Here is a 26,523-nt window from a genome sequence, read left to right as displayed (position 1 = left end):
ACCCCGATCGCGATGGACCAGGGCCTGCGCTTCGCCATCCGTGAAGGCGGCCGCACCGTCGGCGCCGGCGTCGTGGCCAAGATCATCGCCTAAGCGAAACGGCCTCAAGCCGCGCGCCTCCGCGAGGCGCGCATAGGCCAAAGACAAAGTCGCCTAACAGAGCGGCCCCCGGAGCAGTCCGGGGGCCGTTTTGCTGTCTAGGTGATCGGCAGACTGAATGAGCCACGGCAGCCGCCAAGACGACATTGGGCCGCGTCTTGCTGCAGTCGGGCTAGGCCTCGGCCGCTCCGGCTTCGAGATCGCTGACAATCTTGGTGAGTGGGTCCCGCCCTGAGGCGAGGAGCGCCTGGGCGCGCTAGTTCTGCGCGTTGACGAAGTTGCGCACGCGGGGCGGGACCGGCGGCGTGGGCGCGGTGCGGATGACGCGGATCGAGCTGCTGCGGCAGGCCTGGGGCGTCAGGCGGCCGGGCAGGCGGGTCGAGCCGTCGCCGCAGGCTTCGCTGATCTGGTCCTGGGTCAGGCCGCGCGCGCCCGACAGGTCGGCGCCGCGAATGTCGGTGCGACGCAGCGAGGCGTTGGTGAAGTCGGCGCGGGCGAAGGTTCCGCCGGTCAACCGGGCGCCATCCAGACTGGCGTTCGGGAAGTGGGCGCCGGTGAAGTCGCCGCCCGACAGGTTGGAAGCGTTGATCTCGGCGTTGGAAAAGTTGGCGCCGGACGCCCGGACATTGGCCAGGGTCGCCCCGAACAGTTCAGAGTTGGAGAAGTTGGCGCTGGCCAAGGTGGCGCCGGTGAAGTTGACCCCGTGCATCTCGCCGCCCGACAGGTCCGCTCGGCTCAGATTAGCGCGGACAAAGGATGATCCCTGGGCTTCAGCGCCGACGATGCTGGCGCCGGTGAAGTTCGCGGAGGTGAAGTTGGCGCCGACGATCTCGACCCCGCCCATGTTGGCGCGGCTGAAATCGCTGCCGGTGAAGTTGGAGCCCATCATCTCGGCGCCGCGCAGATTGGCGCCGACCAGGGTGGCGTTCATGAAGCTGGCGCCGGTGAAAGTGGCGCCCGACAGATTGCGGCCGGACAGTTCGCAGCGGTTGCACGATCCGCCCAGCGACACCGAACGGGCCACGTCGCGGTCCTGCATCGACATCTCGACCCCGGCGAAGGCGGGGGAGGCGGCGAGCGCCAGCCCCAGCGTCAGCAGGGCCAATGTGGGGCGGACCCGGATATGTTCAGCGATCTGTTTCACGCACTCTGAATGCCTCGAAAGCCCGGCGACACCTACTTAAATCGAGGTAACTTCATGAAATCGAGGCAAGGTCGGCGCCGCTCAGCAGGCCGGAATGCGCAAGCCCCGAGGCAGGACGGTGGAGGCGTCGCCGCAGGCCCGGTTCAGTTGGGCCTGGGTCAGGCCTGTGGCCCGCGCCAGCTGGGCGCCCGACAGATTGGTCCCCGAGAGGGTCGCGCCGGCGAAGCTGGCCCCCTCCAGATAGGCGCCGACGAAGCTGGCGTTGGTCAGGTTGGCGCGCGAGAAGTTGGAGCCGGAGAAGACGCCGCCATAGGCCTCTACGTCGCGCATGTCGGTGTTGGAGAAGCGCGTGCGGTTCATCACTGACAGGCTCAGGTCCGCCTGACGCAGGCGTGAACCGGCCAGGTTCAGGCCCCGCGCCTCAAGCCCCGAAAAGTCGCCCTGAAAAAGATTGCAACCGGCGCAGGAGGCGCCGCGTCGCACGCTGGCGATCTGACCCGCGTTCTGGGCCAAGGCGGGCGCGGCGACGGCCAGCAGGGCGGCGATCAGGCCGAGGGAAAGTGTGCGTTTCATGGACCGGGCTCCGACGTTCGATCGTCTGTCAGCAAACCCTAGGCCATAACCCTTAACCTAGCCCTGATCGCCGCCCTGAAGCGCCGGGGCCGTCCCGCAGGTGTCGCAGACCCAGGCGGCGCCGCGTTGCTGCAGGCTGAAATCGCCGCAGGCGGGGCAGGCGACGGCCTCGCTGTTGGCGGCGGCGCGGACTTCCGGCTCGCCCTTCTTACCGAAGGGCAGGACGACCAGATTGTCGGGCGCGGAACCGCGCGCAAATCCCTTGGAGATGAAGCGGGCGGCGGGTACGGCTGTATGGGCGTCGGGCTTTCCGTCGCCCAGATCGTCGGGGTTCTGCGCCTCCGTCTCGGCGTTGGCCAATTCGTGGCGATCCAGATAGGAGACGCCCAGTTCGCGGAAGATGTAGTCCAGGATCGAGGTCGCCGACTTGATGGAATCGTTGCCGGTGACGCGGCCGGCCGGCTCGAACCGGGTGAAGACGAAGGCGTCCACGAACTCGTCCAGCGGCACGCCGTATTGCAGGCCGATGGAGATGGCGATGGCGAAGTTGTTCATCAGGCTGCGGAAGGCGGCGCCTTCCTTGTGCATGTCGATGAAGATCTCGCCCAGTTCGCCGTCTTCGTATTCGCCGGTGTGGATATACACCTTGTGGCCCCCGACGGCGGCCTTCTGGATATAGCCCTTGCGCCGGTCGGGCAGTTTGCGGCGCGCGCGTTCGCGCTCGACCACGCGTTCGACGACCCGTTCCGTCATAGCCGGGCGAGGGGGTTCGCGGACAGGTTCAGGACGAGCGGCGTCGATGTTTGGCAGGGACAGCAGCGGGCCGGCGGGCGGCGCGGCGCGCGACAGGCGAAGGGCGCGTCGGCCCTCTAGCGCGCCCTGGCTCAGCAGTCGCGCGGCCTGGGTCGAGGTCGTGCGCCAGTCCATCGGTTCCACCGCGAGGTCCGGCATGTCGCTGAACGGCTCGACGGCGCGGCGCAGCTCGGCCGCCGCCGCCGCCGGATCGGCCAGCAGAGCGGCGACGGACGCCGGCGCCTCGGCCCAGTCGCGCAGATCGCCATGACCGAAGACCCAGCGCGCCGCCGCCGTCTCCGCCTCTTCCGACACGCCCAGCAGGGTCAGCAGCAGACCATCGCCATCTTCCACGCCTAGCACGTCGCGGATGAAACCGGGGTCCAGGACGGGGGCGGCGAAGACCGTGTCGAAATCCTCGGCCCAGCCCAGGGCGGTCTCGATGGCGGCCAGTTCGATGTCGGTGAAGCCCAGGGCGCGCAAGGCTGTGTGATCGATGCCTGGCGCCTCGACCAGCGTGCGACGACCGAAGGTCCACCGCTCCGCCGCCAGGACATCGCCGCCCGCTGCGGAGATGGCCGAGGCAAGCGCGGGGTGCAGCCTGCGACCGATCTCGCCGTCGGCCGTCTGGAACACGTCGACCGCCGCGACGCGACCCAGGCCCAGTCGCAGCCGCGCCTCCGCATCCTCGACGAACAGGCCGATGGCCGAATGGCGACGCGGCGTCTCCGGGTCTTCCCAGTCGGGGCAGGGGCCGCGCCGGGACGCCAGTTCGGCTGAGGTCTGGGCCGCCGTCGCCGCGACCAGTTCCGCGAACGTCTGCGCCTGAGACGTGCGGTCGTCGTCCGCCGCGAGGGCCTCCAGCAAGTCGTCCAGTCCCAACGCGATGGGACCGGGCTGCGTGGACTGTAGGTCCAGCGCCGCCGTCAGCAGGCGGGTCAGATCCGCCAGATTGGTCGCCATGTCTCCGTCGAGCCCCAAGACGGCGCCCAGGTCGATCAAGGCCCGCGCGGTCTGCGCCGTCGCGGTCTCCGCATCGCGCGGGTCGAAGGCGACGATCAAACCGCCGTCCAGCGCCGCCTCGGCCGCCAGCAAGGCTTCGGGCGCGCCCGCCGCGATCTGGGTCCGGTCCGCCAGGGCGACCAGAGGCGCGCCTTCGACCCTCGGTTCCAGGGCCATTGCGGGCCGTTCGCCGTCGATGGCTCTCAGGATATCGGCGTCGCTGGCGCCGCATCGCTTCGCCAGGGCCGCTGCACGGCCCAGGGCGGGATTGCGCGAAGGGTCGCCGCAGTCGCCGCGCGGACCTTCGCAGCGATCGACCGCATCGGCCACGCCCGCCAGCGCCTCGGCCAGAGCGTCGGCCGCCTGGGCCCCCAGACGCGCGGCCGCGCGCCGCCCGGCGTGCGCCTCCAGCCGCGCCGCCGCGCCGGGATCGTTCAGATCGACGACGCCGACGGCCGCAGGTCCGGACGCGGCCGGCGCCGCCAGGCCCAGCCTGAAGGCGCCCGACAGCTCTTCGACGAACGCAGCGGTCTCGGCCCGGTCGAACACCCCCTCGGCCACGCCCGTCGCGGCCAGCCGTTCGGCCCAGGCATCGACGCCGCCGTTCAGCCAATCGCCCGACAGGGGCGTTGCGAACTCCTCCGCCTCGACCCAGTCCAGCCAGGCCTCGATCCGGACGTCGGACCAGCCGGCGGGGGCCAGGACCTGTTGCACGCCGGATGGGCGCTCGATGGCGCGGGTCTCCATCGCGACTCGTTCGGCGCGAGCGGCGAAGCCGGATTGAAAGCGCATGGCGGCGTCTCTCCGAAAGGTTCGGGCGAGCCTAGGATGCGCACGCGCCTTAGCCAATACATCTGGTGTCGCAGGGCGGGTTTGCCCACAAGATATCGATTCATGACGAGGCGCTTGAACGCTGGACGAAGAGGGCGCGGGTTTCTATGATCCGCACCAGACGCCGCCTCCCTTTCCGGCGACCCCTTACGGTTGGATTCCACGACGTGTTGAGCAAGATTTTCGGCTGGTGGGAGGGCGCCACGATCGGCACCCGGTTCACCATCGCCAAGCGCGGTCGCTTCGTCGGCCAGGACGAGAACGGCAATCGCTATTACGAGAGCCGCGACAACGTCAGCTATGACGGCCGCAAGCGTCGCTGGGTCATCTATGACGGCTATGCCGAGGCGTCCAAGGTGACGCCCGACTGGCACGGCTGGCTGCACTACACCTTCGACCAGCCGCCGACCGAGCAGCCGCTGCCGCGTCGCGCCTGGGAGAAGGAGCATCTGCCCAATCTGACCGGCACGCCCCTGGCCTGGCGTCCGCCCGGCTCGCTGGCCGGCGACGCCAAGCGCCCGGCCGCGACCGGCGACTATCAGGCCTGGACGCCCGAGTGAAAATCCGCCGCATCCTGTTGGGCGCGGCGTCCGTCGCGGCCGTGCTGAGCGCCGGCGCGGTGACCGCCAGCGTGCTTCAGGACGCGCCGCGCGATGCACGTCCGGTTCAGGATCCGATCGGCGACATTCTGCGCACCACCCCGGCCCAGCCGTCGGTGCCGACCGAGACGCCGCCCGCCGGCGCCCCGGCCCCGCGCTCTCCGGTCGCCGTGGCCCCGCCGCCCAACGTCGTCATCGCCGAGGATGCCGCCGTCGAGGAAAAGGCCGAGGAGGAAGTCGCGGCCGAGAAGCCCGTCGCGACCAAGGCCATCGACCAGCCCTCCACGCCTGCGCGCCGCCAGCGGCGCAAGTTCGCGATCATCCAGGCCATCGACAAGGTCACCGCCGAGACGATGAAGTTCGAGGTCGAGGTCGGCGGTCGCCCCGTGCGCTTCAACCAGAATCTGATCTTCGCGGCCCGCGCGTGCGAGGTGACGACGCCCGACGAACTGACCGAAGACGCCATCGCCTATATGGACGTCTCGCTTCAGGCGCGCGGCCGGCAGGAAGGCCGCCAGATCTTCCGCGGCTGGATGTTCGCCTCGTCGCCCGCCGTCAGCGGCATCCAGAACCCCTACTATGACGCCTGGGTCGTCGGCTGTAAGAACTGAGCTCTGACGCCGCGAGGAGGCGCGCCATGGATCGCAACAAGCCGCCCAAGAAGACCGAAACGGTCGAAATCCGACTGCCGCACGCGACCAAGACCGCCTTCATGACCCGGTGTCGTGACGAGGGCCGGACAGCCAGCGACGCCATTCGCCGCTTCATAGACGCCGAGTTGAACGCGACGTCGTCGGGGCGTCCTCAACCCCGCCTGAGCTGGCGGCCCCTGCTGGCCGCCGCTGTCGCGGGCCTGGCGCTCGGCGCCGTCGCCGCGCCCTCCCTGGCCCAGTCGTCGCCCACCCGCGCCGACTTCGACCGGCTGGACCGCAATCACGACGGCGTCGTCAGCTTCGACGAATACCGCGCGCGCTAGCGGATGCGGACCAGGAACCGGTCCCACTGAAGGTTCAGCCACGTCCAGGGCTTGAACAGGCCTGCGCCCGGCTTCCATGAGGCCAGCACCACCTCGGCCCGGCCGATGATGTTTTCGGCCGGCAGCAGGCCGACGCCGATCTCGGGCGGCCAGCGACTGTCCAGCGAGTTGTCGCGATTGTCGCCCATCATCAGATAATGGCCCGCCGGCACGCGGCGCACAGGCGTGTCGTCGCCCGGCAGATCCGGTCCGCCGTCGTAGGTGACGTAGGATCGTCCGTCGGCCAGGGTCTCGCGCACCTGCTGGACCCGTCGCTGCGGCGCATCGTGGTCGGCGACGACATCCAGCCGGGTCTGGCGCACCGGATCGCCATTGACGAAGACGACGCCGCCCCGCACCTGAACCGTATCGCCCGGCAGGCCGACGACGCGCTTGATCCAGGCCTCGCTGGGGTCGCGCGGCAGGCGGAACACCACCACGTCGCCGCGCCTCGGTTCGCGCCCGAACAGCCGTCCGGGCGACATCGCCGGATTGAACGGCAGTGACGCCGTGCTCCAGCCATAGGGATATTTCGACACGACGATGTAGTCGCCGGTCACCAGCCCCGGCTCCATCGACGACGAGGGGATGGTGAAGGGTTGGAACAGGACGATGCGGATCGCGAGCGCCAGGATGATGGCGAAGATCAGCGTCAGGGCGATCTCTCGCACCTCGCGAAGAAGGGACGGGCGGGGCGGGGCTTTGGGCGGGGTCTGGGTCATGCCGCCATTGACCGTCAGGCCGGGCGAAGACGCCAATCCGAACCTGTCGGGACAGGCCCCAAATCGTGTCCGGACAGACTAGGCTCATCCACATTCAGCCAACTGACGTCATTCCGGGGCGTCCGAAGGACGAACCCGGAACCCAGGAGAGGCGCGTCAGGCGTTGACTGGGGCGGCATCGCAAATGTGGTCCTGGGTTCCGGGTTCTTCGCTCCGCTCAGCCCCGGAATGACGAACTGAGAGACCTGTCTTCTCGGATGCCGATGGACCTAGGCGCTGGCCTGGGCGACCGCTTCTGCGCCGGTCAGGGGCGCGCGCAACGCCTCCTGGTTTGGCCTGACCGACAGAGCCGGTTGAAGCCGCTCAAGATAGGCCGCCTGCGACGTTTCGACCGCACCGAACTGGCTGAGATGGTCGGTCAGGAACTGAGCGTCCAACAGGGTCCAGCCGCCCTTTCGCAGGCGCGCAACCAGATGCACCAGAGCGACCTTGGAGGCGTCCCGCTCGCGGCTGAACATGCTCTCGCCGAAGAAGGCCCCGCCCAGCGACACGCCGTAAAGCCCGCCGACCAGCCGCTCGTCACGCCAGCATTCGATGGAATGGACGAAGCCCATGGCGAACAGAGCGGCGTACAGCCGCCGGATCGGGCCGTTGATCCAGGTGTCTTCGCGATCCGGCCCTTGCGCCGCCGCACAGCCGTCCAGCACCGCTTCGAAGGCGGTGTCGACCCGCACCTCGAACGGTTCGCCCCGCACGGTGCGACGCAGGCGGCTGGGGATGTGGAAGGCGTCCAGCGGGATGACCCCGCGCTGTTCCGGCTCGATGATGAAGACGCGCGGATCGTCGCGCGCCTCGGCCATCGGAAACACGCCCCGGGCGTAACAGGCCAGCAGGTCCTCGGGGCCGAAACCGCCGAAAGGCCCGCTGGCGCTGAAATCGGGGTCGGTCAGGCGTCGCCCTTCTGACGGGCCGCCCATTTCTCCAGCCAGTGGATGTCGTAGTCGCCCGACAGGATGTCCGGCTCGGCCAGCAGCTTCTGGAACAGGGGAATGGTCGTGTCGACGCCGCCGATGACGACCTCGTTCAGCGAACGCTTCAGGCGCGCGATGGCCTCTTCGCGGTCGCGGCCGTGGACGATCAGCTTGCCGATCAGGCTGTCGTAATAGGGCGGGATCGAATAGCCGGCGTAGATCGCGCTATCCAGACGCACGCCCAGGCCGCCCGGCGCGTGGAAGTCGGTGATCTTGCCTGGGGACGGGGTGAAGGTCTCCGGGTTCTCGGCGTTGATCCGCACCTCGATGGCGTGGCCCTGGAACTCGATGTCCTCTTGCGTGAACGACAGCGGCAGACCGGCGGCGATGCGCACCTGTTCACGCACCAGATCGACGCCGGTGATCATTTCCGTGACCGGGTGTTCGACCTGCAGGCGGGTGTTCATCTCGATGAAGAAGAACTCGCCGTCCTCCCACAGGAACTCGATCGTCCCGACGCCCAGATAGCCGATGGCGGCGATGGCCTTGTTGACCGTCTCGCCGATCTTCTTGCGACCCTCCGCCGACAGGGCGGGCGAGGGGGCCTCTTCCAGCACCTTCTGGTGACGGCGTTGCAGCGAGCAGTCGCGCTCGCCCAGGTGCACGACATTGCCGTGGCTGTCGGCGATGACCTGAATTTCGATGTGGCGCGGCTTCTGGAGGTAGCGCTCCATATAGACGGCGCCGTTGCCGAAGGCGGCCAGAGCTTCCGACTGGGCGGTCTGGACCGCCTCGACCAGATCGTCAGGCGTCAGGGCGACCTTCATGCCGCGTCCGCCGCCGCCCGCCGCCGCCTTGACGATGAGGGGGAAGCCGATGGACTTGGCCGCCTCGATCGCGGCCTCGACGGTCTCGACCTCGCCATCCGAGCCGGGAACGACGGGGATGCCGGCGTTCTTGACCGTCTGTTTGGCGCTGATCTTGTCGCCCATGACCCGGATATGCTCGGGCTTGGGACCGATAAAGGTCATGCCGTGGGCCTCGACGATCTCGGCGAAGCGGGCGTTCTCGGACAGGAAGCCATAGCCGGGGTGGATCGCCTGGGCGCCGGTGATCTCGGCCGCAGCGATGATCGAGGGGATGTTCAGATACGACTTGGCGGCCGAGGCGGGGCCGATGCAGACGCTCTCGTCGGCCAGCCGCACCCACATGGCGCCGCGGTCGGCTTCGGAGTGCACGGCGACGGTGGAGATGCCCATCTCCTTGCACGCCCGGTGGATGCGCAGCGCGATCTCGCCGCGGTTGGCGATCAGGACCTTGGTGAACATCGCGGCGCCTTAGGCTTCCAGCAGGACGAGGGGTTCGCCGAACTCGACCGGCTGGGCGTCGCCGACCAGGATTTCGGCCACCACGCCGTCGCGCGGCGCCTGGATCGGGTTCATCGTCTTCATGGCTTCGACGATCAGCAGGGTCTGGCCCTTCTTGACCCTGTCGCCGGGCTGGACGAAGGCCGGGGCCTCCGGCGAGGCCTGCAGATAGGCGGTGCCGACCATCGGCGACTTCACCTCTTCGCCGGCGCGGGCGACGATGGTGGCGAGATCCGACGGCATGGCGGCCGGCGCAGCAGCGGCGGCGGGCGCAGCGGCGACCGGAGCGGGGGCGGCGGCGTACTGGACCGGGGCGGCGTTGACGGTGACTTCGCGCGCCACGCGGATGCGCAGTTCGCCGCGCTCGACCTCGACTTCCGTCAGATCGGTCTCGTTCAGGATTTCGGCCAGCTGGCGAACCAGGGCGGCGTCGATTTCGGCGTGTTTCTTGTCATCGGCCATTGGAGTTGCGCCTTGTCTTTCGTGGTCTTCGATAAACGGGACGGGGCTCAGCCGCGTTCCCGAACCTGGGTGAGGGCCGCCTGGACGGCCAGTTCATAGCCCGCCGCGCCGAAGCCGGCGATGACGCCGGTCGCCGCGGAGGACACATAGGAGTGATGGCGAAAAGCCTCGCGCGCCGCCGGATTGGACAGATGCAACTCGATCACCGGGATCGACAGCGTCTTCACCGCATCGTGCAGCGCCACCGACGTATGCCCGTAGGCCGCCGGATTGAGGATAAGGGCGTGAGCGCCTTCGCGCGCCTGCTGGATCCAGTCGACCAGCACGCCTTCGTGGTTGGTCTGACGAAACACGATCTGCGCCTCGCCGGCCGCCCTGACGCATCGCTGTTCGATGTCCGCCAGGGTGTCGCGGCCATAGATGTCCGGCTCCCGAACCCCGAGCAGGTTCAGATTGGGGCCGTTCAGCACATGAATGACGGGCGTTTCGGCCATGGTTCCAGAATCGATCCGGCGCCGCGCGGCGCAAGAGGGGCCTTTTAGCGGACGCAGGGCGTGGGTCAAACGCTGGCGGCGTCGAACCTTCCCCGACGTTATGTGCGATGGCGTGGATTTCGCAGCGCCGCCCGCCATCGTCCCTGGTCGGGACAGCCTAGGGAGCGCCGAGGATGCGCCAGGACGGCAAACTGATCCTGAGAACCGTGGTGGCGACCTTCGCGGCCCTGGCCGTCGCGATCGGCGCCTTCCTGTTCGAGGCGGGCTGAGCGCACAGTCTGGCGAAGCGGCCCGTCAGGCTTTATCTGACGCGCGAAGGCCCAGGGAGAATGCGCGTGTACCAGATCCATCTCAACGGCGAACCGCGCCAGGTGCAGGCCGACAACATCCTGGCCCTGGTCGAGGAACTGTCGCTGGACCCGCGCAAGGTCGCCGTCGAACGCAATCTCGAGATCGTACCGAAGTCCCTGCACGCCGTCACGCCGGTGGCCGCAGGCGACCGTATCGAGCTGGTTCAGTTCGTCGGCGGCGGATAATCAGACCTTGAGGATGGGGCCGGGATAGAAGGCGATCTGACCGTCTGCAGTCACCAGTTGCGCGCTCTCGGCTATAGCCTGCGCGATCAGCAGACGATCAAACGGGTCACGGTGGATCAACGGTAGTCCGCTCAGTTCCAAAGTATGCAGGCTTGTCACCGGGATTTCTTCGTAACCGGCCGCTAGAAGCCGTCGGCGAAAGGCGAGGGGATCGACACCGAAGTCGGCGCGATTAAGCCCGCGCTTGACGACGATCTCCCAGATGTTGACGGCGCTGAAGATCAGATCGTTGTCAGGATCGGCCATCAAATCGGCGGCCTGAACGGGAAGGCGCGCACGATCCTCAGACGCCCAAAGTAGAAGATGCGTATCGATCAGTAACTTCATCGGCCGGAGCCGTCCTCATGGACGCCATCGCCGTAGAACATCGCCTCGATCTCGGCCTGTCCCATGGTGTCGAAATCGTCAGGCACCTGGATTTCACCCTTCATGAATCCAAATCGGCGCGAGGTGTCTACCGGCGCGTCATGCTCAATGGCCGTTACCTTCACCATCGGCTTGCCGGCCTTGGCGATTATGAAGGGTTCGCCCTTCGCCGCCTTTTCGATCAGGCGGGACAGATGCGTCTTGGCCTGATGGATGTTGACCGTCTCCATGACATGTCTCCATTGAACTTAGTCCACTTAGTTTAGTCTATTCGATGGTCTCTCGCAACGCGGTGTGATGCTTGCGACCTTTCGCTCGGCGGCCTGGGCGCGTAGGTCAGCACTCATGACCGATACAGCCAACGAAACCTGGTCCGTCGCCGGCCGCACTTTCAATTCCCGTCTGATCGTGGGCACCGGCAAATACGCCGACTACGCCCAGAACGCCGCCGCCGCCGAGGCGGCCGGGGCCGAGATCGTGACCGTCGCCGTGCGGCGTGTGAACCTGTCCGACCCGACCCAGCCGATGCTGGTCGATTATGTGAAGCCGGACCGCTTCACCTTCCTGCCCAACACCGCCGGCTGTTTCACCGGCGAGGATGCGGTGCGGACCCTGCGCCTGGCGCGCGAGGCCGGCGGGTGGAGCCTGGTCAAGCTGGAGGTGCTGTCCAACACCGCCCACCTGTATCCCGACATGATCGAGACGCTGCGGGCGCTGGATCTGCTGATCAAGGACGGCTTCGACGTCATGGTCTATTGCACCGACGACGTGGTGATGGCCAAGCGGCTGGAAGACGCCGGCGCCGCCGCCATCATGCCCGCCGCCGCCCCGATCGGCTCAGGGCTCGGCATCCAGAACGAGGTCAATGTTCGCCTCATCGTCGAACAGGCCAAGGTGCCGGTGCTGGTCGATGCGGGCGTCGGCACGGCTTCGGACGCGACGCGCGCGATGGAGCTGGGCTGCGACGCCGTCCTGATGAATACCGCCATCGCCGGGGCCAAGGACCCAATCCGCATGGCCCGCGCCATGAAGCACGCCGTCATCGCCGGCCGCGACGCCTATCTGGCCGGCCGAATGGCCAAGCGGATGTATGCCGACCCGTCGTCGCCGCTGGCGGGACTGATCTAAGCGGTCCTCACTACACACAGGAGAAGTGGGCTGGCGTAACGACGGTTGAGGGGGCTGCTAAGGGCGCAGTTTCATCCTCACGATCACGCGGCGGACAGATAGGCCAGACCGCATCTGAGACCTGTAATCCTAATCGTCCAGCAGCGCCTGCAGCAGCGGATGGGCCAGGACCGGAGCCGCCAGACGCACCACGGCCTGGGGATCTTCCAGACGCACCGCCGCCGTCGCATCGGCGACAATGAAGTCGGCGTGGGTGCGCGACGGTTCGGTCAGGCGTTCGTGGCCCGGACGCACCGTCGCCAGATATTGCGCCACGACCGAATCCGCCGATCGGCCCCGCTCGGCCTGGTCGCGCAGCAGGCGGCGGATGAAGCGGATGTCGGCCGGCGTGTCCACGAAGACCCGGATGTCGAACAGGGCGGTCAGGTCGGGGGTGCACAGAACATGCGTGCCCTCGACGATCACCACCTCGGCCGCCGGGATCGGCTCGCCGCCCGGCTCGCGGCCGTGGTGGATGAAGGAATAGACCGGCGCCGTCACCGCGCGCCCGGCCTTCAATGCCTTCAGGTCCGCGATCATCAGGTCGTGATCGCGCGCGGTGACATCGTCGAAGTCGAAGGTCGCGGCGTCGAAGCCGGGCAGGGAGGCCGCGTCCTTGTAATAGCTGTCCTCGCGCACCAGCACGGCCGACCCTTCGGGCAGGGCCGAAACCAGCGCCTCCGCCAGTGTGCTTTTGCCGGAGCCGGAGCCCCCCGTGATCGCGATCAATATGGTCATGGGCGGCCTTCTAGAGCGGTCGCGCCGCCAGCGCCACCGGCGACGATCCGCCGCGCCGTGGCTGACGCCCCAGTTGACGTTGGGTCACGTTGCTTATCGCCGATCACCGATGTTAGCGTCCGCTCAAGCGTCGCATCAAAGCAGACGCATCCAAGGGACAAGGATACGACATGCTGGGCTTGATGCAGGACTGGCCGCTGACGGTCGACAAGATCATCGACCACGCCAAAAACTGGCATGGCGAGCGCGAAGTGGTGACGCGCTCGGTCGAGGGGCCCATCGTCCGCACGACCTACGCCCAGATCCACGAGCGGGCCAAACGCGTGTCCAGCGCCCTGAAGGATTGGGGGATCAAGCCGGGCGACCGCGTCGCCACCCTGGCTTGGAACACCGCCAACCACATCGAGGCCTGGTACGGAATCATGGGCATCGGCGGGGTGTGCCACACCCTGAACCCGCGTCTGTTCCCCGAACAGCTCGTCTACATCATAAATCACGCCGAAGACCGGATCATCTTCGTCGACCTGACCTTCGTGCCGCTGCTGGAAGCCATCCTGCCGCATATCCCCAAGGTCGAGCGCGTCGTCATCATGACCGACGCCGCCCATATGCCGCAGACGAAGCTGCCCAAGGCCGTCGCCTATGAGGACGCGATCGCCGGGCAATCGACCGACGTGGTCTGGGGCGACTTCGACGAACAGACGGCCTGCGGCCTCTGCTACACCTCCGGCACGACGGGCAATCCGAAGGGGGTGCTGTATTCGCACCGCTCCAACTTCCTGCACACCTTCATGGGCCTTCAGGCCACGGTGATGGGCGCCACGCCCAAGGAGGTGATCCTGCCGGTCGTGCCGATGTTCCACGCCAACGCCTGGGGCATCGCCTTCGCAGGCCCCGCCGCCGGCACCAAGCTGGTGATGCCGGGCGCCAAGATGGACGGTCAGTCGATCTATGAGCTGATCGAACAGGAGGGCGTCACCTTCTCGGCCGCCGTGCCGACCGTCTGGCAGGGGCTGTTCGCCCACATGAAACAGAACGGTCTGGGCTTCTCGACGCTGAAACGCGTACTGATCGGCGGCTCGGCCTGCCCCGAAAGCCTGATCCGCGGCTTCCAGGACGATTTCGGCGTCGAGGTCACCCATGCCTGGGGCATGACCGAGACCTCGCCCATCGGCACCATCGCCAACCTGCCGCCCGAAATCCTGAAGCTCTCGTATGACGAGCAGATGAAATACCGCCTGAAGCAGGGCGTGCCGCCGCTGGGCGTCGAGCTGAAGCTGAAGGACGAGGCGGGCGCCGAACTGCCTCACGACGGCGCCACCTTCGGTCGTCTGATGGTCAAGGGGCCGACGATCAGCCGCGCCTACTTCAAGGAAGACGGCTCGATCCTGGACGACGAAGGCTTCTTCGACACCGGCGATGTGGCCACGGTCGATGACCTGGGCTTCATGCAGATCACCGACCGCGCCAAGGACGTGATCAAGTCGGGCGGCGAGTGGATCAGCTCCATCGAGATCGAGAACATCGCCGTGGGTCACCCCAAGGTCGAGATCGCCGCCGTCATCGGCGCGGCCCACCCCAAATGGGACGAACGGCCCGTGCTGATCCTGAAGCTGAAACCCGACGAGATGCTGGACAAGCAGGAGCATCTGGACTTCCTGACCGGCAAGATCGCCAAATGGTGGATGCCCGACGATGTGGTCGCCGTGGACGACATTCCGCTGGGCGCGACCGGCAAGATCGACAAGAAGCTTCTGCGCGACCGGATGAAGGACTATCGTCTGCCGACCGCTGCCTGATCTGGCGCCTGACCCTAGAACCGGAGCCTGAATGCCGACCAGAAAGCCCGTTCCCGCCATTCTGCCCTGGCTGACGGCGCTTGCGGCGGCGCCCTTTGTGTTGGTCGTGGCGGCTGTTACGGCGACGCGGTTCGGCGGTCTCGATCTGGCGATCGGTTACGACCTGCTGACCTGGACCGTGGCGCGCATCCTGGCCTGGGTAGGTCTGGCGGCGGCGCTGACGGCGACGGTGCTGGCGCTGCGCGATCTGAAGGGCAGGGGGATTTATGCTCTGGCGGCGTTGGTCCTGGCGGGCGGGACCGTCGCCGGCTTCGTGCTGCGTCAGGGCCAGGATGCGACGCCCCATCCGCGTGACGTCAGCACCAATCTTGACGAGCCGCCGGGCCTGCCGCGCGCCGCCGGCCCGCGCAGCGGCGCGCCGCAGACCTGTGACGGTGTGGACGCCATCCCGACCCAGGTCCTGGCCCAGCAGGCGACCTCGGCGCTGGTCGACGCCGGCTTCGTCGTCACCCGCGCCACAACCTTCCAGGTCGAGGCCGTGCATGCCGGCGCCTGGTTCGGCTTCGCCACCGACGCGGTCGTTCGCATCCGCCCCGGCCGCACCGACATCCGCGTCACCGCGCGCGGCAGCCGTCCCGACGGCGGCGCCACCTGCCGCCTCGCCGCGAAAATTACGCGAAACCTGGAGGCGGGACGCTAAGCCAGCTGGAACTGCGCCGACAGGCCGGGCGCGCCATCACTCATCGCCGCACCGTCCTCCACCAGCTTGATCAGATGCGCCAGCACCGACAGCGAAGCGGCCGGCCACAGCCGCTGATCGACGGCGGCGTACAGAACCGGGACCATCTCCCCGATCGTGCGATCCCCCGCCGCAAGCCGCTGAAGCACTTGCGCCTCCCTCTCCAGCCGGTGCGCGCGATAGGCCTCCAGAAACGGCCGCACCTGCGTCACCGGCGCCCCGTGCGTCGGCCACAGCACGTCGAAGTCATGTGTGATCACCGCGTCCAGACTGGCCATATACTGGCGCATGTTCCCATCCGGCGGCGCCACGACTGTCGTCGACCATCCCATCACATGGTCGCCGGAGAACAGGGCGTTCTCCTCGCGCAGGACGAAGGCCATGTGATTTGACGCATGGCCGGGCGTGAACATCGCCTCGATCGTCCAGCCGTCGCCCGCGATCATCTCGCCGCCCGTCAGCACCACGTCGGGCGCGAAGTCGGCATCTTCATCCTCGTCCAATGCACCCGACGCATGTGTTTCCCGCACCGGAGGCCGGGCCGCCCAAATCCGTGCTCCGGTCGCGTCGGCGAACGGCCGGGCCAGCGGCGCATGATCCCGATGCGTATGCGTCACCAGCACATGGCTGACCCGCCGCCCTTCGACCGCCGCCATCAGCGCCGCCAGATGCGCCTGATCCAGCGGCCCCGGATCAATCACCGCGACCTCGGCGCCTGCCTCCGGCCGGCCGACGATATAGGTCCCCGTCCCGGTGAAGGTGAAAGGCCCCGGATTGTCGGCGATCACCCGCTGGATCAACGGCGACACCTGATCGCGCCGCCCATAGGCGAAGTCGAACGCCCTCACGAACGGGATCATGGCCAGCTCGGCTTCTGGCGCAGCGCTTGCGTTAACGTCTCGGTAATCATGCCTGGAGCGCCCACAATGGCCCGTTCGATCGCCAACGCTGTATCAAATCGGCTTCCGTTCGTCGCGGCGGCGATCCTGTGTCTCGCCGCGGTGCAACTGATCGCCGCCTCCTGCACGCCAGAGCCCGCGCCCTATGCGGCGCGAGAAATCCGCACATTGTAGGGTAAGTGACAGGTGTGTGGCAGGATTGCGACATGACAAAGAGTAAGAGCATGACGTAGACGTTCTAATCTATTCAGACTGCGACAGAACGCCCTAGGGTGCATCCAATCATGCCTTCGCATGAGATTCGTGTCGCTGCCTGCGAAAACGTGGGCGCGTCGAAGGAAGGGGAATTCTTTCATGACGCTGAATATCAAGCAGCTACTACTCCATTCGACCATGATCGGCAGTGCGGCCATGATGGCGGTCGCTGCGGTACCCGCTGCAGCTCTACTCACGCCGACCGTCGCCTCGGCGCAAGACTACACCAGCGGCGTTCTGTCGGGTACAGTGGCTGACGCCTCGGGCGCGCGCGTCTCGGGTGCCGCAGTGTCAGTCACTTCGAATCAGGGTTCTGTCCGGTCGACGACGACGGATGCTAACGGATCCTTCCGCATCCCCGCTCTTCCGGTCGGCAGCTATGCTGTAGCGATTTCCAGTTCGGCTGGTTCCGCAAATGATAACATTAGCGTCGGAACGGGTACATCGGCCTATACCTTCACTGTTACAGACGGATCTGAGGCGACTTCTCTTGGTGACATCGTGGTCACCGGGGCGCGGCGTGTGCAGGCCTTCAACGCAACAGACACTGGCCTCTCTGTAAACGTGCAAGATCTTGCTAACCGTGTACCGGTTGGTCGTAGCATCAACGCCGTGACTCAGTTGTCGCCCGGCGCCACTGCGCCGGATGCATCGATCAACGCCAGTGCTCGTCGATCGCAGTCTCTCACGGGATTCTCCGGCACGTCGGCGGCGGAAAGCGCTTATTACATTAACGGTCTCAACGTCACCGACCAGCGTAACTTCCTCGGCTATGCCGATCTGCCCTTCGACGCTATTCAGTCTGTTGACGTCAAGACAGGTGGTTACCAAGCAGAGTACGGTAGAGCCACTGGTGGCGTTGTGAACTTGGTCACGCGCTCAGGTAGCAATGAGTTCCAAGGGGGCGCCAGCTTGTTCTGGACGCCTGACTCCTTGCGCGGCACCAGGGGTCTTGCTTACACGCCGGGCGCGAGCGGCAGTGCCGGTGGTCAGGTGTTCAACGCTTATTCGGCGTCCGAGCAGAAAGAATACTCAGTATGGGCCAGCGGTCCCATCATCAAAGATCACGTGTTCTTCTTCGGCGTTTACAACGGCCGCGACAGCGACTCGCGTGGCGGCGTTACATTTAGCGACTTTACGGCATCGACGGGCACTCAAGCTCGGTCGATTTCCAACGATCCGCGTTGGCTGGCGAAGTTTGACTTCGTGCTTAATGAGAATCACCGACTCGAAGCTACAGTGTTCTCGGACAAGCAGACGATTGACAATCTGAGCTACAACTTCACTCGTGACGGTTTTGTTCGCTCCGATCTGCCAACCTCTTATTCCGAAGCGGGCGGCGTCAACCAGATCTATAAGTATACTGGCGTGTTCACGAATTGGTTCACGCTTTCGGCCCTTTACGGCAAGATCGACGCAAATCAGCGCGACTATGGCGATAATATCGACATCGCTGGGGTCCGCGATTACTATCCGAACCGCACGGTTCCGGCGGCGGGTTATGTTTGGCTGACGAACGGTCGCTTTGGCGGGCCTTTCAACGCTGCGGGTGAAGACAAGCGCGAGACATATCGTGTTGATGCCGACTTCTACGTCAATCTGTTTGGCGATCACCACTTCCGTATCGGATATGATCGCGAGGATGCCGTAAGTACGGCTGCGACCCAGTACTCTGGTGGTGCTCTTTATTACGCCGGGCGCCCAACGGGTACTGCTGGTGCAACGGATTGCGGTTCTCGTAATGCTGGGCCTGACGGCTGTGTTCGCCGCCGCATCTATAGCTCCAGCGGTGCTTTCGAGTCGCAACAGTCTGCGATTTATATCCAAGATGCCTGGAACATTACGCCGAACCTCAGCGTCCAACTTGGTGTCCGGAACGATATTTACGACTACAAGAATAAAGCTGGCCAAAGCTACATTAAGGTCGATGATCAATGGGCCCCGCGCCTTGGCTTCAACTGGGATCCGCGCGGCAACGGCACTGACCGCGTTTATGGATCTATGGGCGACTACTATCTACCCATCGCTAGCAACACCTCTATTCGTGCATCCTCTGGCGAGCTGTTCGAAGACCGTTACTTCCGTGCGGTTCGTGACGCAGCTGGCGCTCTCGTCCTGAATTCGGACGGCACACCCCAACTCGGCGCCCAGCTTGGTGATCCGGTTTATCTGAGCCCGCCGACCGTACCCGATCCGCGCACGGTGGCGGAAGCCGATCTCAAGCCCATGTACGAGCGCGAGTTTATTTTGGGATATGAGAAGTCGTTCCAGACCGACGGCTGGCTCGGCGACTGGTCGGCAGGCGTGCGTTACATTCATCGCAATCTCGAAAGCGCGATCGAGGATACGGCGATCGGTGATGCTGTTTATCGCTACTGTGCCCGGACCAACCAACTAGCTCTTTGCAATCCGGGTGGCGAAACGCCGACCGATTTCTCCAGCATCTTCCCGTACGTGCTGTTCAATCCGGGCGATGAAGCGACTGTCTACCTGGACCTGCAGGGTGACGCACCCGGTAGCGCGGCCTATAACCCGCAAACCATCACATTGACCGCAGATGATCTCCGGTTCCCCGAGGTTGAACGCGAATATCAGGCGTTGGAATTCACGTTCAATCGTCCATTTGATGGGGTTTGGTCGCTCGCGGGTTCCTACACACTGGGTCGTTCCTACGGAAACTATGAGGGCGCGATCAAATCTGACGTCGGTCAGACGGATACGTCGATTACCCAAGACTTCGACCACTACACGAACACGATCGGAGCCGAAGGCTATCTGCCCAACCACCGTCGTCACACTGTTAAGCTCTACGGTTCGTACCAAGTGAATGACGCCATCTCGCTTGGTGGTAACTTCACGGCTCAGTCGGGGCGCAAGTTCGGTTGCATTGGTTACGCACCTGCTAGCGCAGATATCTTGGCTCCGGATCCGGCGGGCACCCCGTCTGCTTGGTTCTGCCCGATCGGTGCTGGCAACGCCAATATTGCTACGCCTCGTGGATCTCAGGGCGAAACCGATTGGACCTACAACTTTGATGTGAATGCAGCGTTCACGTTATTCAAGGAAGAAGGTCGCGGTGAGTTGGTGGGGACGATTGATATCTTCAATCTGTTCGACAACGACGAGGTTACGCGCGTTGTTGAACAAGGCGTGTCTCGCGTTGATAACGTAAGCCGTGCAGCTACTTATGGGTTAGCTCGCACATACCAATCGCCGCGCTCGCTGCGCTTTGGGTTGCGCTACCGCTTCTAAGCTGCGGCGGTAAATTAGACTGAGGCGGCGGAGCAACGCTCCGCCGCCTTTTTCGTTTAAGCGGCGCCGTAGAAAAACCATTCGGGCGGGCGAGCGTTACGGATCGTCGCCGGTTTGCGGCGCGCTCCTTCAAGGAAGATCATGCTGAAATTTGTCGTTCCCGGACTGTCGGTCCTGTCGTTGCTGGCCGCCGGCGCGGCGGTCGCTCAAACTCAGGACGGGCCGATCGTGACGGGTAATCGCTCGGGCGAGACCGCCGATGCGGTGAAGACGCGCGAAGCCATCGCCTATGCACGGCCGTTGCCGCGGGGCGCACCGAGCGCCGACTATCCGCTGGTGGCGTGGTGCGATGCCCTGGTAACGGGCCATGCCGATCTGGGCGAGACGCTGACGTCGCGCGCGCCGGAGGATGTCGAACTGGTGCGTCTGGGCCGTCTCGAAGCCCAGGATTTCCGCAGCGCCCTGGCGGCGGCCGCGCCGCGCCAGTCGGCGGCTTCGAAGGCCGAGGCCGAGCAGGCCGTCGCCGCCGTCAAGGCGCAGTGGGCGCCGCTGATGGCGAATCCCGACGCCGAGGCGCGCAGCCAGTCGTTCGGCCTGTTCTTTGGTCTGCCGGGCCGGTGCGAGCACGCCGCGCGTCGCCTGCGCGACAACATCACCACGCCGCCCGCCACGCTGGAGAGCGTCGGCATCAACTGATCGGTTCGGCGTTTATCCGATAACGGACGGCGGCTTGAGCCCGGCTCAAGCCGCCGTTTCGCGTCTGGCGGCGTAGGGGTCGTAGTTGAGGATGGGGGCCAGCCAGCGTTCGGCGGTGGCGACGTCCCAGCCCTTGCGCCGGGCGTAGTCCTCGATCTGGTCCAGATCGATCTTGCCGACGCCGAAATAGTGGCTGCCTGGATGGCCGAAATAGAGGCCCGAAACCGAGGCCGGCGGCGTCATAGCGAAGCTTTCCGTCAGGGCCATGCCGGCATTATCCTCGGCCTGAAGCAGGCGGAATAGCGTGGCTTTTTCCGTGTGATCGGGTTGGGCCGGATAGCCGGGGGCGGGCCGGATGCCCTGATACTGTTCGGCGATCAGCGCATCGATGTCGGCCGTCTCATCGGCGGCATAGCCCCACAGGGTGGTGCGGACCTCCTTGTGCAGCCGTTCGGCGAAGGCTTCGGCCAGGCGGTCGGCCAAGGCGGTGGCGAGGATGGCGGAATAGTCGTCGCCCGCGTCCTTGAACCGTTTGGCGATCTCCAGCTCGCCGTGACCGGCGGTGACGGCGAAGGCGCCGATATAGTCGTCGCCCTCATCCGCGATGAAGTCGGACAGGGCCAGGTTCGGCTTGCCGTTCGACTTCTTGATCTGCTGGCGCAGGGTGTGGAAGCGGGCGACCTCCGTGTCGCGGCCTTCGTCGGCGTAGACGATGACATCGTCGCCGTCGGCGCGGGCGGGCCAGAAGCCGACGACGCCTTTGGCCGTGAACCACTTTTCGTTGATGATCCGCTTCAGCATGACTTGCGCGTCGGCGAACAGGTCACGCGCGGCCTCGCCGACGATCTCGTCGTCGAGGATCAGCGGATAGCGGCCGATCAACTCCCAACTGGCGAAGAAGGGAGTCCAGTCGATGTGGTCGGCCAGATCCTGCAGGTTCCAGGCATCGAACGCCTTCACGCCGAGGAAGGCCGGCTTGCCGGGCATGGGCTGGTCGGGGTTGATGCGGAAACGGTTCTCGCGCGCCTGCGCCAGGGTGGCGCGGGCCTTCACCTCCTGGCCGCGGGCATATTGCTCGCGGATGCGGATGTATTCGTCGCGGGTGGCGGCTTCGTTCTTCGCGCGATCGGTCTTGGACAGCAGGCCCGAAACGACGCTGACGGCGCGCGACGCATCGACGACATAGGTGGTCGAGCCCCGGCGATAGGCGGGCTCGATCTTGACCGCCGTATGGGTGCGGCTGGTGGTTGCGCCCCCGATCAGCAGGGGGATGTCGAAGCCGCGCCGCTCCATCTCCGAGGCCACGAAGACCATTTCGTCCAGAGACGGGGTGATCAGGCCCGAAAGACCGATGATGTCGACGTTGTGGGCCTTGGCCTCGTCCAGAATACGGTCGGCCGGGACCATGACGCCCAGGTCGATGACCTCGTAGTTGTTACATTGCAGCACGACGCCGACGATGTTCTTGCCGATGTCGTGGACGTCGCCCTTGACGGTCGCCATCAGGATGCGGCCCGCCTGCTCGCGAGGCTTGCCGGCCTTTTCGGCCTCCATGAAGGGCTCCAGCCAGGCGACGGCCTGTTTCATCACGCGGGCGGACTTCACCACCTGCGGCAGGAACATCTTGCCCGAGCCGAACAGGTCGCCGACCACGTTCATCCCGTCCATCAACGGGCCTTCGATGACGTGCAGCGGGCGCTCGGACGCCAGGCGCGCCTCTTCGGTGTCGGCCTCGATGAACTCCGTGATGCCGTTGACCAGGGCGTGTTCGATCCGCTTGCCGACCGGCTGTTCGCGCCATTTCAGATCGACGACGCGGGCCTGACCCTTCTCGCCCTTGTAGCGGGGCGCCATGTCGACCAGACGCTCGGTGTTCGAGACATTGGTCCGCTGCGGCCGGTTCAGGATCACATCCTCGACCGCCTCGCGCAGTTCGGCGTCGATGTCGTCATAGACAGGCAGGTCGCCGGCGTTGACGATGCCCATGTCCATCCCGGCGTTGATGGCGTGATACAGGAAGACGCTGTGGATCGCGCGGCGCACCGGCTCGTTGCCGCGGAAGCTGAACGAGACGTTTGACACCCCGCCCGAGACGCGGGCATAGGGGAGGGTGCGTTTGATCTCCCGCGTCGCCTCGATAAAATCGACGGCGTAGTTGTCATGCTCCTCAATCCCGGTCGCCACGGCGAAGATGTTGGGGTCGAAGATGATGTCCTCGGGCGGGAAGCCGACCTCGTTGACCAGAATGTTGTAGGCGCGGGTGCAGATTTCGATCTTGCGCGCGGCGGTGTCGGCCTGACCCACCTCGTCGAAAGCCATGACCACGACGGCGGCGCCGTAACGCAGGCATTTGATCGCATGGTCACGGAAGGCCTGTTCGCCCTCCTTCATACTGATCGAGTTGACGATGGGCTTGCCCTGAACGCACTTCAGGCCCGCCTCGATCACCTCCCATTTGGAGCTGTCGATCATCACCGGCACACGGGCGATGTCGGGCTCGGCCGCGATCAGATTCAGGAAGGTCCGCATGGCGACGGCGCCGTCGAGCAGCCCCTCGTCCATATTGACGTCGATGATCTGGGCGCCGGCCTCGACCTGTTGGCGAGCGACATCCAGCGCGGCGGAATAGTCGCCCTCGACCACCAGCTTGCGGAATTTGGCCGAGCCGGTGACGTTGGTCCGTTCGCCGACGTTGATGAAGACAGGACGCACTTACGCTACCAATTCAAAAGGTTCGAGGCCGCTCAGGCGCAAGGCCACCAACCGTTCAGGGATGGCGCGGGGCTTTAGCGGCGCGACCTCTTCGGCGACGTGACGAATGTGGTCCGGCGTCGTGCCGCAGCAGCCGCCGACGATGTTGACCAAGCCGGAGGCGGCCCATTCCTCGATGAAGTGGGCGGTCTCGTGCGGTTCCTCGTCGTACTGGCCCATGGCGTTGGGCAGGCCGGCGTTGGGATAGGCGGCGACCAGGGTGTCGGCGACGCGGCTCAGCTCGGCGATGAAGGGTCGCATCAGGTCGGCGCCCAGGGCGCAGTTGAAACCGACGGCGAAGGGTTTGGCGTGGCGCACGCTGTTCCAAAAGGCCTCAGCCGTCTGGCCCGACAGGGTGCGGCCCGAGCGATCGGTGATGGTGCCGCTGATCCAGATGGGCAGGGCGTCTAGCCCCTCGTCTTCCAAATCCTTGATCGCCTTGATCGCGGCCTTGCAGTTCAGCGTGTCGGTGATGGTTTCAATCAAATAGAGATCGACCCCGCCTTCGTTCAGCGCCTTCACCTGATGGCGATAGGCCTCATAGACCTGGTCGAAGGTCACGCTGCGGGCGCCGGGGTCGTTCACGTCGGACGACATCGACAGCATCTTGTTCAGCGGGCCGATGGAGCCGGCGGCGAAGCGCGGCTTGTGCGGCTCCTTGGCGGTCCAGCGGTCAGCCGAGGCGCGGGCCAGTTTGGCGCCTTCCAGATTGATGTCCCACACCGCCTGGGCGTCCAGGGCATAGTCCTCCTGGGCGATGGTGGTGCCGGAGAAGGTGTTGGTCTCGGAAATGTCGGCGCCGGCCGCGAAATACTGGTCGTGCAGGTCGGCGATGACATCCGGCCGGGTGATGCAGAGGATGTCGTTGTTCCCCTTCATCTGGTGTTTCTCGTCATAGCCGTTGGCTCCGACGAAGCGGTCGGCGCGGAAGTCGGCTTCGTCTAGCCCGCGACGCTGGATCATGACACCCCAACTGCCATCGAGGACCAGGATGCGCTCCTTGGCCGCCTGATGCAGGGCGGCGATGCGTTGTGCGCGGGTCATGTGTGATCCTCCCCTGCGAGTGAAGCGAAGCGGGGGAGGGGGACCGCCCGAAGGGTGGTGGAGGGGGCGACTTCACACGCAGGTGTATGGGGTCGCCCCCTCCACCACTTCGTGGTCCCCCTCCCCCGCAAGGGGGCGGGGGAGGATTTGCTCGTCGGCATCATTGCGAGACCTCGCGCACGCCCAGAACGCGACAGATCGCATAGACCAGGTCGGCGCGGTTCAGGGTGTAGAAGTGGAAGTCCGAGAAACCCTCTTCCTGCAGACGCGCGCAGGTCTCGGCGGCGACCGAGGCGGCCAGCAGTTTGCGGGTCTCAGGATCGTCGTCCAGGCCGTCGAAATGCGCCTTCAGCCAGTCGGGGATGCTGGCGCCGCACGCGCCGCACATCCGCTGAAGACCGGCGAAGTTGGACACCGGCATGACGCCGGGAATCAGCGGGATGGTGACGCCCGCCGCACGCACCCGGTCGCGGAACCTCAAGAAGGCGTCGATGTCGAAAAAGAACTGGCTGACCGCGCGCGTGGCGCCGGCGTCCACCTTGGCCTTCAGCACGTCGATGTCGTGATCGATGGAGGGACTTTCGGGGTGGCGTTCGGGATAGGCGCCGACCGTGACGTCGAATCCTCCGATGCGGTTGATGGCGGCGGTCAGTTCCGTGGCGTTGGCATAGCCGTCGGCGCGCGGCTGATAGACCCCGCCGATACCAGCGCCGCCGGGCGGATCGCCGCGCAGCGCCACGATGTGATCGACGCCGATGGTCTTGTAGCCTTCGATGACCTCATCGACCTCGTCACGGCTGGCCTCGACGCAGGTCAGGTGGGCGGCAGGGCGCAGCGAAGTTTCCGTGATAATGCGCTGGACCGTGCGGTGCGTCCGCTCGCGGGTTGAACCGCCGGCGCCGTAGGTAACCGAGACGAAGGCGGGGTTGAGAGGCTCCAGACGGCGGATCGCCTTCCACAGGTTGGCCTCGGCCTCATCGGTCTTGGGCGGAAAGAATTCGAACGAAACGCGCACGGCGTCGCGGTTCGATCCGGCGCGGGCCACCGGGCCAAGCGGCGACAGCAGCAGGGCGCGGGCGTCGGCCAGGTTGAGGGAGGCGGAGGAGGCCATCAGGCGGTCTTTCTGTCCTGGACGCGGCGTTCCGCCGTCCAGATGGTCACGGTCAGGCCCTCGGCGTCGTGGGGCAGGGCGATGGGGGCCGATGGCGTCAGGCCGCCGTCGAGCAGCCAGCCGTTGATCTCGCTGTCGGCGAAGCCGAGGCGCCGATGCTGATGCGCCTCACGCATATGTTCGAAGTCATGCGGGGCGAAGTCGATGATGACCAGGCGACCGCCCGGGCTGACCAGACGCGAGGCCTCGGCGACGGCGGCGGACGGATCGGACAGGTAGTGCAGCACCTGATGGACGATCACCAGATCGGCGCTGGCGGCGGGAAGGCGGGTGGCGAAGATATCGCCGTGTCGCAGTTCGACCTGCTCCACGCCCGCCTTGGTAACGTTGGTGCGGGCGATGTTCAGCATGTTCTGGCTGAGGTCCAGCCCGACTGACATCTTGGCCTTCTTGCCGAACAGGGTCAGCATCCGGCCCGAACCTGTGCCCAGATCGACGACCCGTTCGAAGGGCCCGGGACCCACAGCCTGTTCCAGCGCCGCCTCGACAGCGCTTTCGCTGACGTAGAGCGAACGCAGGCGGTCCCACTGGGGCGCGACCTGTTCAAAATAGCTGGCGGCGGCTTCCTCGCGGTCCTTGCGGACCTCGTCCAGACGCCGATGATCGGCCTCGCCGGCATCCTCGGCCAGGATGTCCAGCACCGTGTCGATCAACCGGCGCGCCTGGGCGTCGTGCGACAGGCGGTAATAGACGCGGGCGCCGTCGGGAAAGCGTTCGATCAGTCCGGCGTCGGTCATCAACTTCAGATGGCGCGACACCCGAGGTTGGCTCTGGTCCAGAATGCGGGACATTTCCATGACCGACAACTCTTCGCCCGCCAGCAGCGACAAAAGGCGCAAACGGGTGGGTTCGCCGGCGGCGCGGAGGGCTTCAACAGTCTGATCGGCGGACAAACTCATATGCTCATATAAAGATATCCTTATATGATTTGGCAAGTGAAATCGGTTTCTTGGAAACGCATCGACGGGAATGGTTCGTG

The 26,523-nt window shown here is 65.7% G+C and carries 27 protein-coding genes; 11 read left to right on the top strand and 16 right to left on the bottom strand.

Translation table 11 applies throughout. From position 1 onward, the window contains the following. Positions 1 to 93, top strand: a 93-nt coding sequence (locus ABIB58_RS14095) for an EF-Tu C-terminal domain-related protein (protein ID WP_354038969.1), incomplete at its 5' end; no start/stop codon positions are given. Positions 94 to 355: 262 nt separating this feature from the next. Here ABIB58_RS14095 and ABIB58_RS14090 read toward each other — a convergent pair. From ABIB58_RS14090 to ABIB58_RS14080, 3 genes are all read right to left on the bottom strand, one after another. Beyond that, positions 356 to 1,243 carry a pentapeptide repeat-containing protein gene (locus tag ABIB58_RS14090; RefSeq protein WP_354041818.1) on the bottom strand — a complete coding sequence of 296 codons (888 nt, stop codon included), beginning with the start codon at positions 1,241 to 1,243 and terminating at the stop codon, positions 356 to 358. A gap of 81 nt (positions 1,244 to 1,324) precedes the next feature. After that, positions 1,325 to 1,816, bottom strand: coding sequence for a pentapeptide repeat-containing protein (locus ABIB58_RS14085; protein ID WP_354041815.1), 492 nt, complete (start codon positions 1,814 to 1,816; stop codon positions 1,325 to 1,327). A 57-nt stretch (positions 1,817 to 1,873) separates the two neighbouring features. Further along, positions 1,874 to 4,402 (bottom strand): TSCPD domain-containing protein, encoded by a 2,529-nt coding sequence (locus tag ABIB58_RS14080; RefSeq protein ID WP_354041812.1) that lies wholly within the window; start codon positions 4,400 to 4,402, stop codon positions 1,874 to 1,876. Positions 4,403 to 4,608: 206 nt separating this feature from the next. Between ABIB58_RS14080 and ABIB58_RS14075 the strand changes: the two genes are divergently transcribed. Genes ABIB58_RS14075 through ABIB58_RS14065 form a run of 3 tightly spaced genes read left to right on the top strand, consistent with a single transcriptional unit; the run spans position 4,609 to position 6,016 of the window. Continuing rightward, positions 4,609 to 5,001, top strand: coding sequence for an NADH:ubiquinone oxidoreductase subunit NDUFA12 (locus ABIB58_RS14075; protein ID WP_039247905.1), 393 nt, complete (start codon positions 4,609 to 4,611; stop codon positions 4,999 to 5,001). Next, complete coding sequence (locus ABIB58_RS14070) at positions 4,998 to 5,651, top strand: DUF2155 domain-containing protein (RefSeq protein ID WP_354041807.1); 654 nt, start codon at positions 4,998 to 5,000, stop codon at positions 5,649 to 5,651. Before ABIB58_RS14075 ends, ABIB58_RS14070 begins: the two co-directional genes overlap by 4 nt. Positions 5,652 to 5,677: 26 nt before the next feature. After that, positions 5,678 to 6,016, top strand: a complete 339-nt coding sequence (locus ABIB58_RS14065; RefSeq protein ID WP_354041803.1) for an EF-hand domain-containing protein — start codon at positions 5,678 to 5,680, stop codon at positions 6,014 to 6,016. Here the strand turns inward: ABIB58_RS14065 and lepB are convergent. The 5 genes from lepB to aroQ all read right to left on the bottom strand — a co-directional run bounded on the left by lepB (position 6,013) and on the right by aroQ (position 10,071). Next, positions 6,013 to 6,777: a signal peptidase I gene (gene lepB, locus ABIB58_RS14060; protein WP_354041830.1), complete on the bottom strand. Its 765-nt coding sequence runs from the start codon at positions 6,775 to 6,777 to the stop codon at positions 6,013 to 6,015. The two genes, ABIB58_RS14065 and lepB, sit on opposite strands and share 4 nt — an antisense overlap. 269 nt (positions 6,778 to 7,046) lie before the next feature. After that, positions 7,047 to 7,754, bottom strand: coding sequence for a leucyl/phenylalanyl-tRNA--protein transferase (gene aat / locus ABIB58_RS14055; RefSeq protein WP_156146813.1), 708 nt, complete (start codon positions 7,752 to 7,754; stop codon positions 7,047 to 7,049). After that, the gene (gene accC / locus ABIB58_RS14050; RefSeq protein ID WP_354041798.1) at positions 7,724 to 9,076 is read right to left on the bottom strand and encodes an acetyl-CoA carboxylase biotin carboxylase subunit; all 1,353 of its coding nucleotides are present in this window, start codon (positions 9,074 to 9,076) and stop codon (positions 7,724 to 7,726) included. Before accC ends, aat begins: the two co-directional genes overlap by 31 nt. 9 nt (positions 9,077 to 9,085) lie before the next feature. Continuing rightward, the gene (gene accB, locus ABIB58_RS14045; protein WP_045811423.1) at positions 9,086 to 9,577 is read right to left on the bottom strand and encodes an acetyl-CoA carboxylase biotin carboxyl carrier protein; all 492 of its coding nucleotides are present in this window, start codon (positions 9,575 to 9,577) and stop codon (positions 9,086 to 9,088) included. 47 nt (positions 9,578 to 9,624) lie between these two features. Further along, positions 9,625 to 10,071, bottom strand: coding sequence for a type II 3-dehydroquinate dehydratase (gene aroQ, locus ABIB58_RS14040; RefSeq protein ID WP_045811424.1), 447 nt, complete (start codon positions 10,069 to 10,071; stop codon positions 9,625 to 9,627). Between the two features lie 329 nt (positions 10,072 to 10,400). On the opposite strand from aroQ, the gene thiS reads away from it, so the two are divergent. Continuing rightward, complete coding sequence (thiS, locus tag ABIB58_RS14035) at positions 10,401 to 10,607, top strand: sulfur carrier protein ThiS (protein WP_045811425.1); 207 nt, start codon at positions 10,401 to 10,403, stop codon at positions 10,605 to 10,607. Here thiS and ABIB58_RS14030 read toward each other — a convergent pair whose 3' ends face one another. Together ABIB58_RS14030 and ABIB58_RS14025 are read right to left on the bottom strand one after the other, a co-directional pair. Further along, positions 10,608 to 10,994 carry a type II toxin-antitoxin system VapC family toxin gene (locus tag ABIB58_RS14030; RefSeq protein ID WP_039247916.1) on the bottom strand — a complete coding sequence of 129 codons (387 nt, stop codon included), beginning with the start codon at positions 10,992 to 10,994 and terminating at the stop codon, positions 10,608 to 10,610. Next, entirely contained in the window at positions 10,991 to 11,263 is a 273-nt protein-coding gene (locus ABIB58_RS14025; protein ID WP_045811426.1) for a type II toxin-antitoxin system Phd/YefM family antitoxin, read from the bottom strand. Before ABIB58_RS14025 ends, ABIB58_RS14030 begins: the two co-directional genes overlap by 4 nt. Positions 11,264 to 11,378: 115 nt before the next feature. Between ABIB58_RS14025 and ABIB58_RS14020 the strand changes: the two genes are divergently transcribed. Continuing rightward, positions 11,379 to 12,161 carry a HisA/HisF-related TIM barrel protein gene (locus ABIB58_RS14020; RefSeq protein ID WP_039247919.1) on the top strand — a complete coding sequence of 261 codons (783 nt, stop codon included), beginning with the start codon at positions 11,379 to 11,381 and terminating at the stop codon, positions 12,159 to 12,161. 129 nt (positions 12,162 to 12,290) lie between these two features. Here the strand turns inward: ABIB58_RS14020 and udk are convergent, their stop codons facing one another. Beyond that, entirely contained in the window at positions 12,291 to 12,938 is a 648-nt protein-coding gene (gene udk, locus ABIB58_RS14015; RefSeq protein ID WP_039247924.1) for a uridine kinase, read from the bottom strand. Between the two features lie 170 nt (positions 12,939 to 13,108). On the opposite strand from udk, the gene ABIB58_RS14010 reads away from it, so the two are divergent. Then, complete coding sequence (locus ABIB58_RS14010; protein WP_185224767.1) at positions 13,109 to 14,737, top strand: long-chain-fatty-acid--CoA ligase; 1,629 nt, start codon at positions 13,109 to 13,111, stop codon at positions 14,735 to 14,737. A gap of 31 nt (positions 14,738 to 14,768) precedes the next feature. Next, a complete protein-coding gene (locus tag ABIB58_RS14005) occupies positions 14,769 to 15,437 on the top strand; it encodes a DUF1499 domain-containing protein (RefSeq protein WP_354041782.1) in 669 nt (222 codons plus the stop codon). Here the strand turns inward: ABIB58_RS14005 and ABIB58_RS14000 are convergent. Beyond that, on the bottom strand, positions 15,434 to 16,336 hold the full coding sequence (locus tag ABIB58_RS14000) for an MBL fold metallo-hydrolase (protein WP_354041778.1): 903 nt from the start codon (positions 16,334 to 16,336) through the stop codon (positions 15,434 to 15,436). The two genes, ABIB58_RS14005 and ABIB58_RS14000, sit on opposite strands and share 4 nt — an antisense overlap. A 66-nt stretch (positions 16,337 to 16,402) precedes the next feature. Here ABIB58_RS14000 and ABIB58_RS13995 point away from each other — a divergent pair, with 66 nt between their 5' ends. The 3 genes from ABIB58_RS13995 to ABIB58_RS13985 all read left to right on the top strand — a co-directional run bounded on the left by ABIB58_RS13995 (position 16,403) and on the right by ABIB58_RS13985 (position 20,578). Beyond that, positions 16,403 to 16,549 (top strand): hypothetical protein, encoded by a 147-nt coding sequence (locus ABIB58_RS13995; RefSeq protein WP_354041775.1) that lies wholly within the window; start codon positions 16,403 to 16,405, stop codon positions 16,547 to 16,549. A gap of 180 nt (positions 16,550 to 16,729) precedes the next feature. Next, entirely contained in the window at positions 16,730 to 19,882 is a 3,153-nt protein-coding gene (locus ABIB58_RS13990) for a TonB-dependent receptor (protein WP_354041771.1), read from the top strand. Between the two features lie 141 nt (positions 19,883 to 20,023). After that, positions 20,024 to 20,578: a hypothetical protein gene (locus ABIB58_RS13985; protein WP_354041767.1), complete on the top strand. Its 555-nt coding sequence runs from the start codon at positions 20,024 to 20,026 to the stop codon at positions 20,576 to 20,578. 45 nt (positions 20,579 to 20,623) lie between these two features. Here the strand turns inward: ABIB58_RS13985 and metH are convergent, their stop codons facing one another. The 4 genes from metH to ABIB58_RS13965 form a co-directional block, all read right to left on the bottom strand. Continuing rightward, positions 20,624 to 23,290, bottom strand: coding sequence for a methionine synthase (metH, locus tag ABIB58_RS13980; protein ID WP_354041763.1), 2,667 nt, complete (start codon positions 23,288 to 23,290; stop codon positions 20,624 to 20,626). After that, entirely contained in the window at positions 23,291 to 24,373 is a 1,083-nt protein-coding gene (locus ABIB58_RS13975; protein ID WP_354041759.1) for a homocysteine S-methyltransferase family protein, read from the bottom strand. It abuts the gene before it with no gap. Positions 24,374 to 24,533: 160 nt separating this feature from the next. Continuing rightward, positions 24,534 to 25,484 (bottom strand): methylenetetrahydrofolate reductase [NAD(P)H], encoded by a 951-nt coding sequence (metF, locus tag ABIB58_RS13970; RefSeq protein WP_354041755.1) that lies wholly within the window; start codon positions 25,482 to 25,484, stop codon positions 24,534 to 24,536. Next, positions 25,484 to 26,443: an ArsR/SmtB family transcription factor gene (locus ABIB58_RS13965; RefSeq protein WP_045811435.1), complete on the bottom strand. Its 960-nt coding sequence runs from the start codon at positions 26,441 to 26,443 to the stop codon at positions 25,484 to 25,486. Before ABIB58_RS13965 ends, metF begins: the two co-directional genes overlap by 1 nt. Between the last annotated feature and the right edge of the window lie 80 nt (positions 26,444 to 26,523).

Origin of the sequence: Brevundimonas sp. UYEF29 (assembly GCF_040546195.1) — a bacterium.
Taxonomy (GTDB): domain Bacteria; phylum Pseudomonadota; class Alphaproteobacteria; order Caulobacterales; family Caulobacteraceae; genus Brevundimonas; species Brevundimonas huaxiensis.
This window is presented reverse-complemented; position numbering and strand designations above follow the sequence as displayed.

Coding starts and splice junctions, on each gene's coding strand:
- ABIB58_RS14085 (WP_354041815.1), bottom strand. CDS start 1,816: ATGAAACGCACACTTTCCCTCGGCCTGATCGCCGCCCTGCTGGCCGTC.
- ABIB58_RS14080 (WP_354041812.1), bottom strand. CDS start 4,402: ATGCGCTTTCAATCCGGCTTCGCCGCTCGCGCCGAACGAGTCGCGATG.
- ABIB58_RS14065 (WP_354041803.1), top strand. CDS start 5,678: ATGGATCGCAACAAGCCGCCCAAGAAGACCGAAACGGTCGAAATCCGA.
- lepB (WP_354041830.1), bottom strand. CDS start 6,777: ATGACCCAGACCCCGCCCAAAGCCCCGCCCCGCCCGTCCCTTCTTCGC.
- aat (WP_156146813.1), bottom strand. CDS start 7,754: ATGGGCGGCCCGTCAGAAGGGCGACGCCTGACCGACCCCGATTTCAGC.
- accC (WP_354041798.1), bottom strand. CDS start 9,076: ATGTTCACCAAGGTCCTGATCGCCAACCGCGGCGAGATCGCGCTGCGC.
- accB (WP_045811423.1), bottom strand. CDS start 9,577: ATGGCCGATGACAAGAAACACGCCGAAATCGACGCCGCCCTGGTTCGC.
- aroQ (WP_045811424.1), bottom strand. CDS start 10,071: ATGGCCGAAACGCCCGTCATTCATGTGCTGAACGGCCCCAATCTGAAC.
- thiS (WP_045811425.1), top strand. CDS start 10,401: ATGCGCGTGTACCAGATCCATCTCAACGGCGAACCGCGCCAGGTGCAG.
- ABIB58_RS14030 (WP_039247916.1), bottom strand. CDS start 10,994: ATGAAGTTACTGATCGATACGCATCTTCTACTTTGGGCGTCTGAGGAT.
- ABIB58_RS14025 (WP_045811426.1), bottom strand. CDS start 11,263: ATGGAGACGGTCAACATCCATCAGGCCAAGACGCATCTGTCCCGCCTG.
- ABIB58_RS14020 (WP_039247919.1), top strand. CDS start 11,379: ATGACCGATACAGCCAACGAAACCTGGTCCGTCGCCGGCCGCACTTTC.
- udk (WP_039247924.1), bottom strand. CDS start 12,938: ATGACCATATTGATCGCGATCACGGGGGGCTCCGGCTCCGGCAAAAGC.
- ABIB58_RS14010 (WP_185224767.1), top strand. CDS start 13,109: ATGCTGGGCTTGATGCAGGACTGGCCGCTGACGGTCGACAAGATCATC.
- ABIB58_RS14005 (WP_354041782.1), top strand. CDS start 14,769: ATGCCGACCAGAAAGCCCGTTCCCGCCATTCTGCCCTGGCTGACGGCG.
- ABIB58_RS14000 (WP_354041778.1), bottom strand. CDS start 16,336: ATGATCCCGTTCGTGAGGGCGTTCGACTTCGCCTATGGGCGGCGCGAT.
- ABIB58_RS13995 (WP_354041775.1), top strand. CDS start 16,403: ATGGCCCGTTCGATCGCCAACGCTGTATCAAATCGGCTTCCGTTCGTC.
- ABIB58_RS13990 (WP_354041771.1), top strand. CDS start 16,730: ATGACGCTGAATATCAAGCAGCTACTACTCCATTCGACCATGATCGGC.
- ABIB58_RS13985 (WP_354041767.1), top strand. CDS start 20,024: ATGCTGAAATTTGTCGTTCCCGGACTGTCGGTCCTGTCGTTGCTGGCC.
- ABIB58_RS13975 (WP_354041759.1), bottom strand. CDS start 24,373: ATGACCCGCGCACAACGCATCGCCGCCCTGCATCAGGCGGCCAAGGAG.
- metF (WP_354041755.1), bottom strand. CDS start 25,484: ATGGCCTCCTCCGCCTCCCTCAACCTGGCCGACGCCCGCGCCCTGCTG.
- ABIB58_RS13965 (WP_045811435.1), bottom strand. CDS start 26,443: ATGAGTTTGTCCGCCGATCAGACTGTTGAAGCCCTCCGCGCCGCCGGC.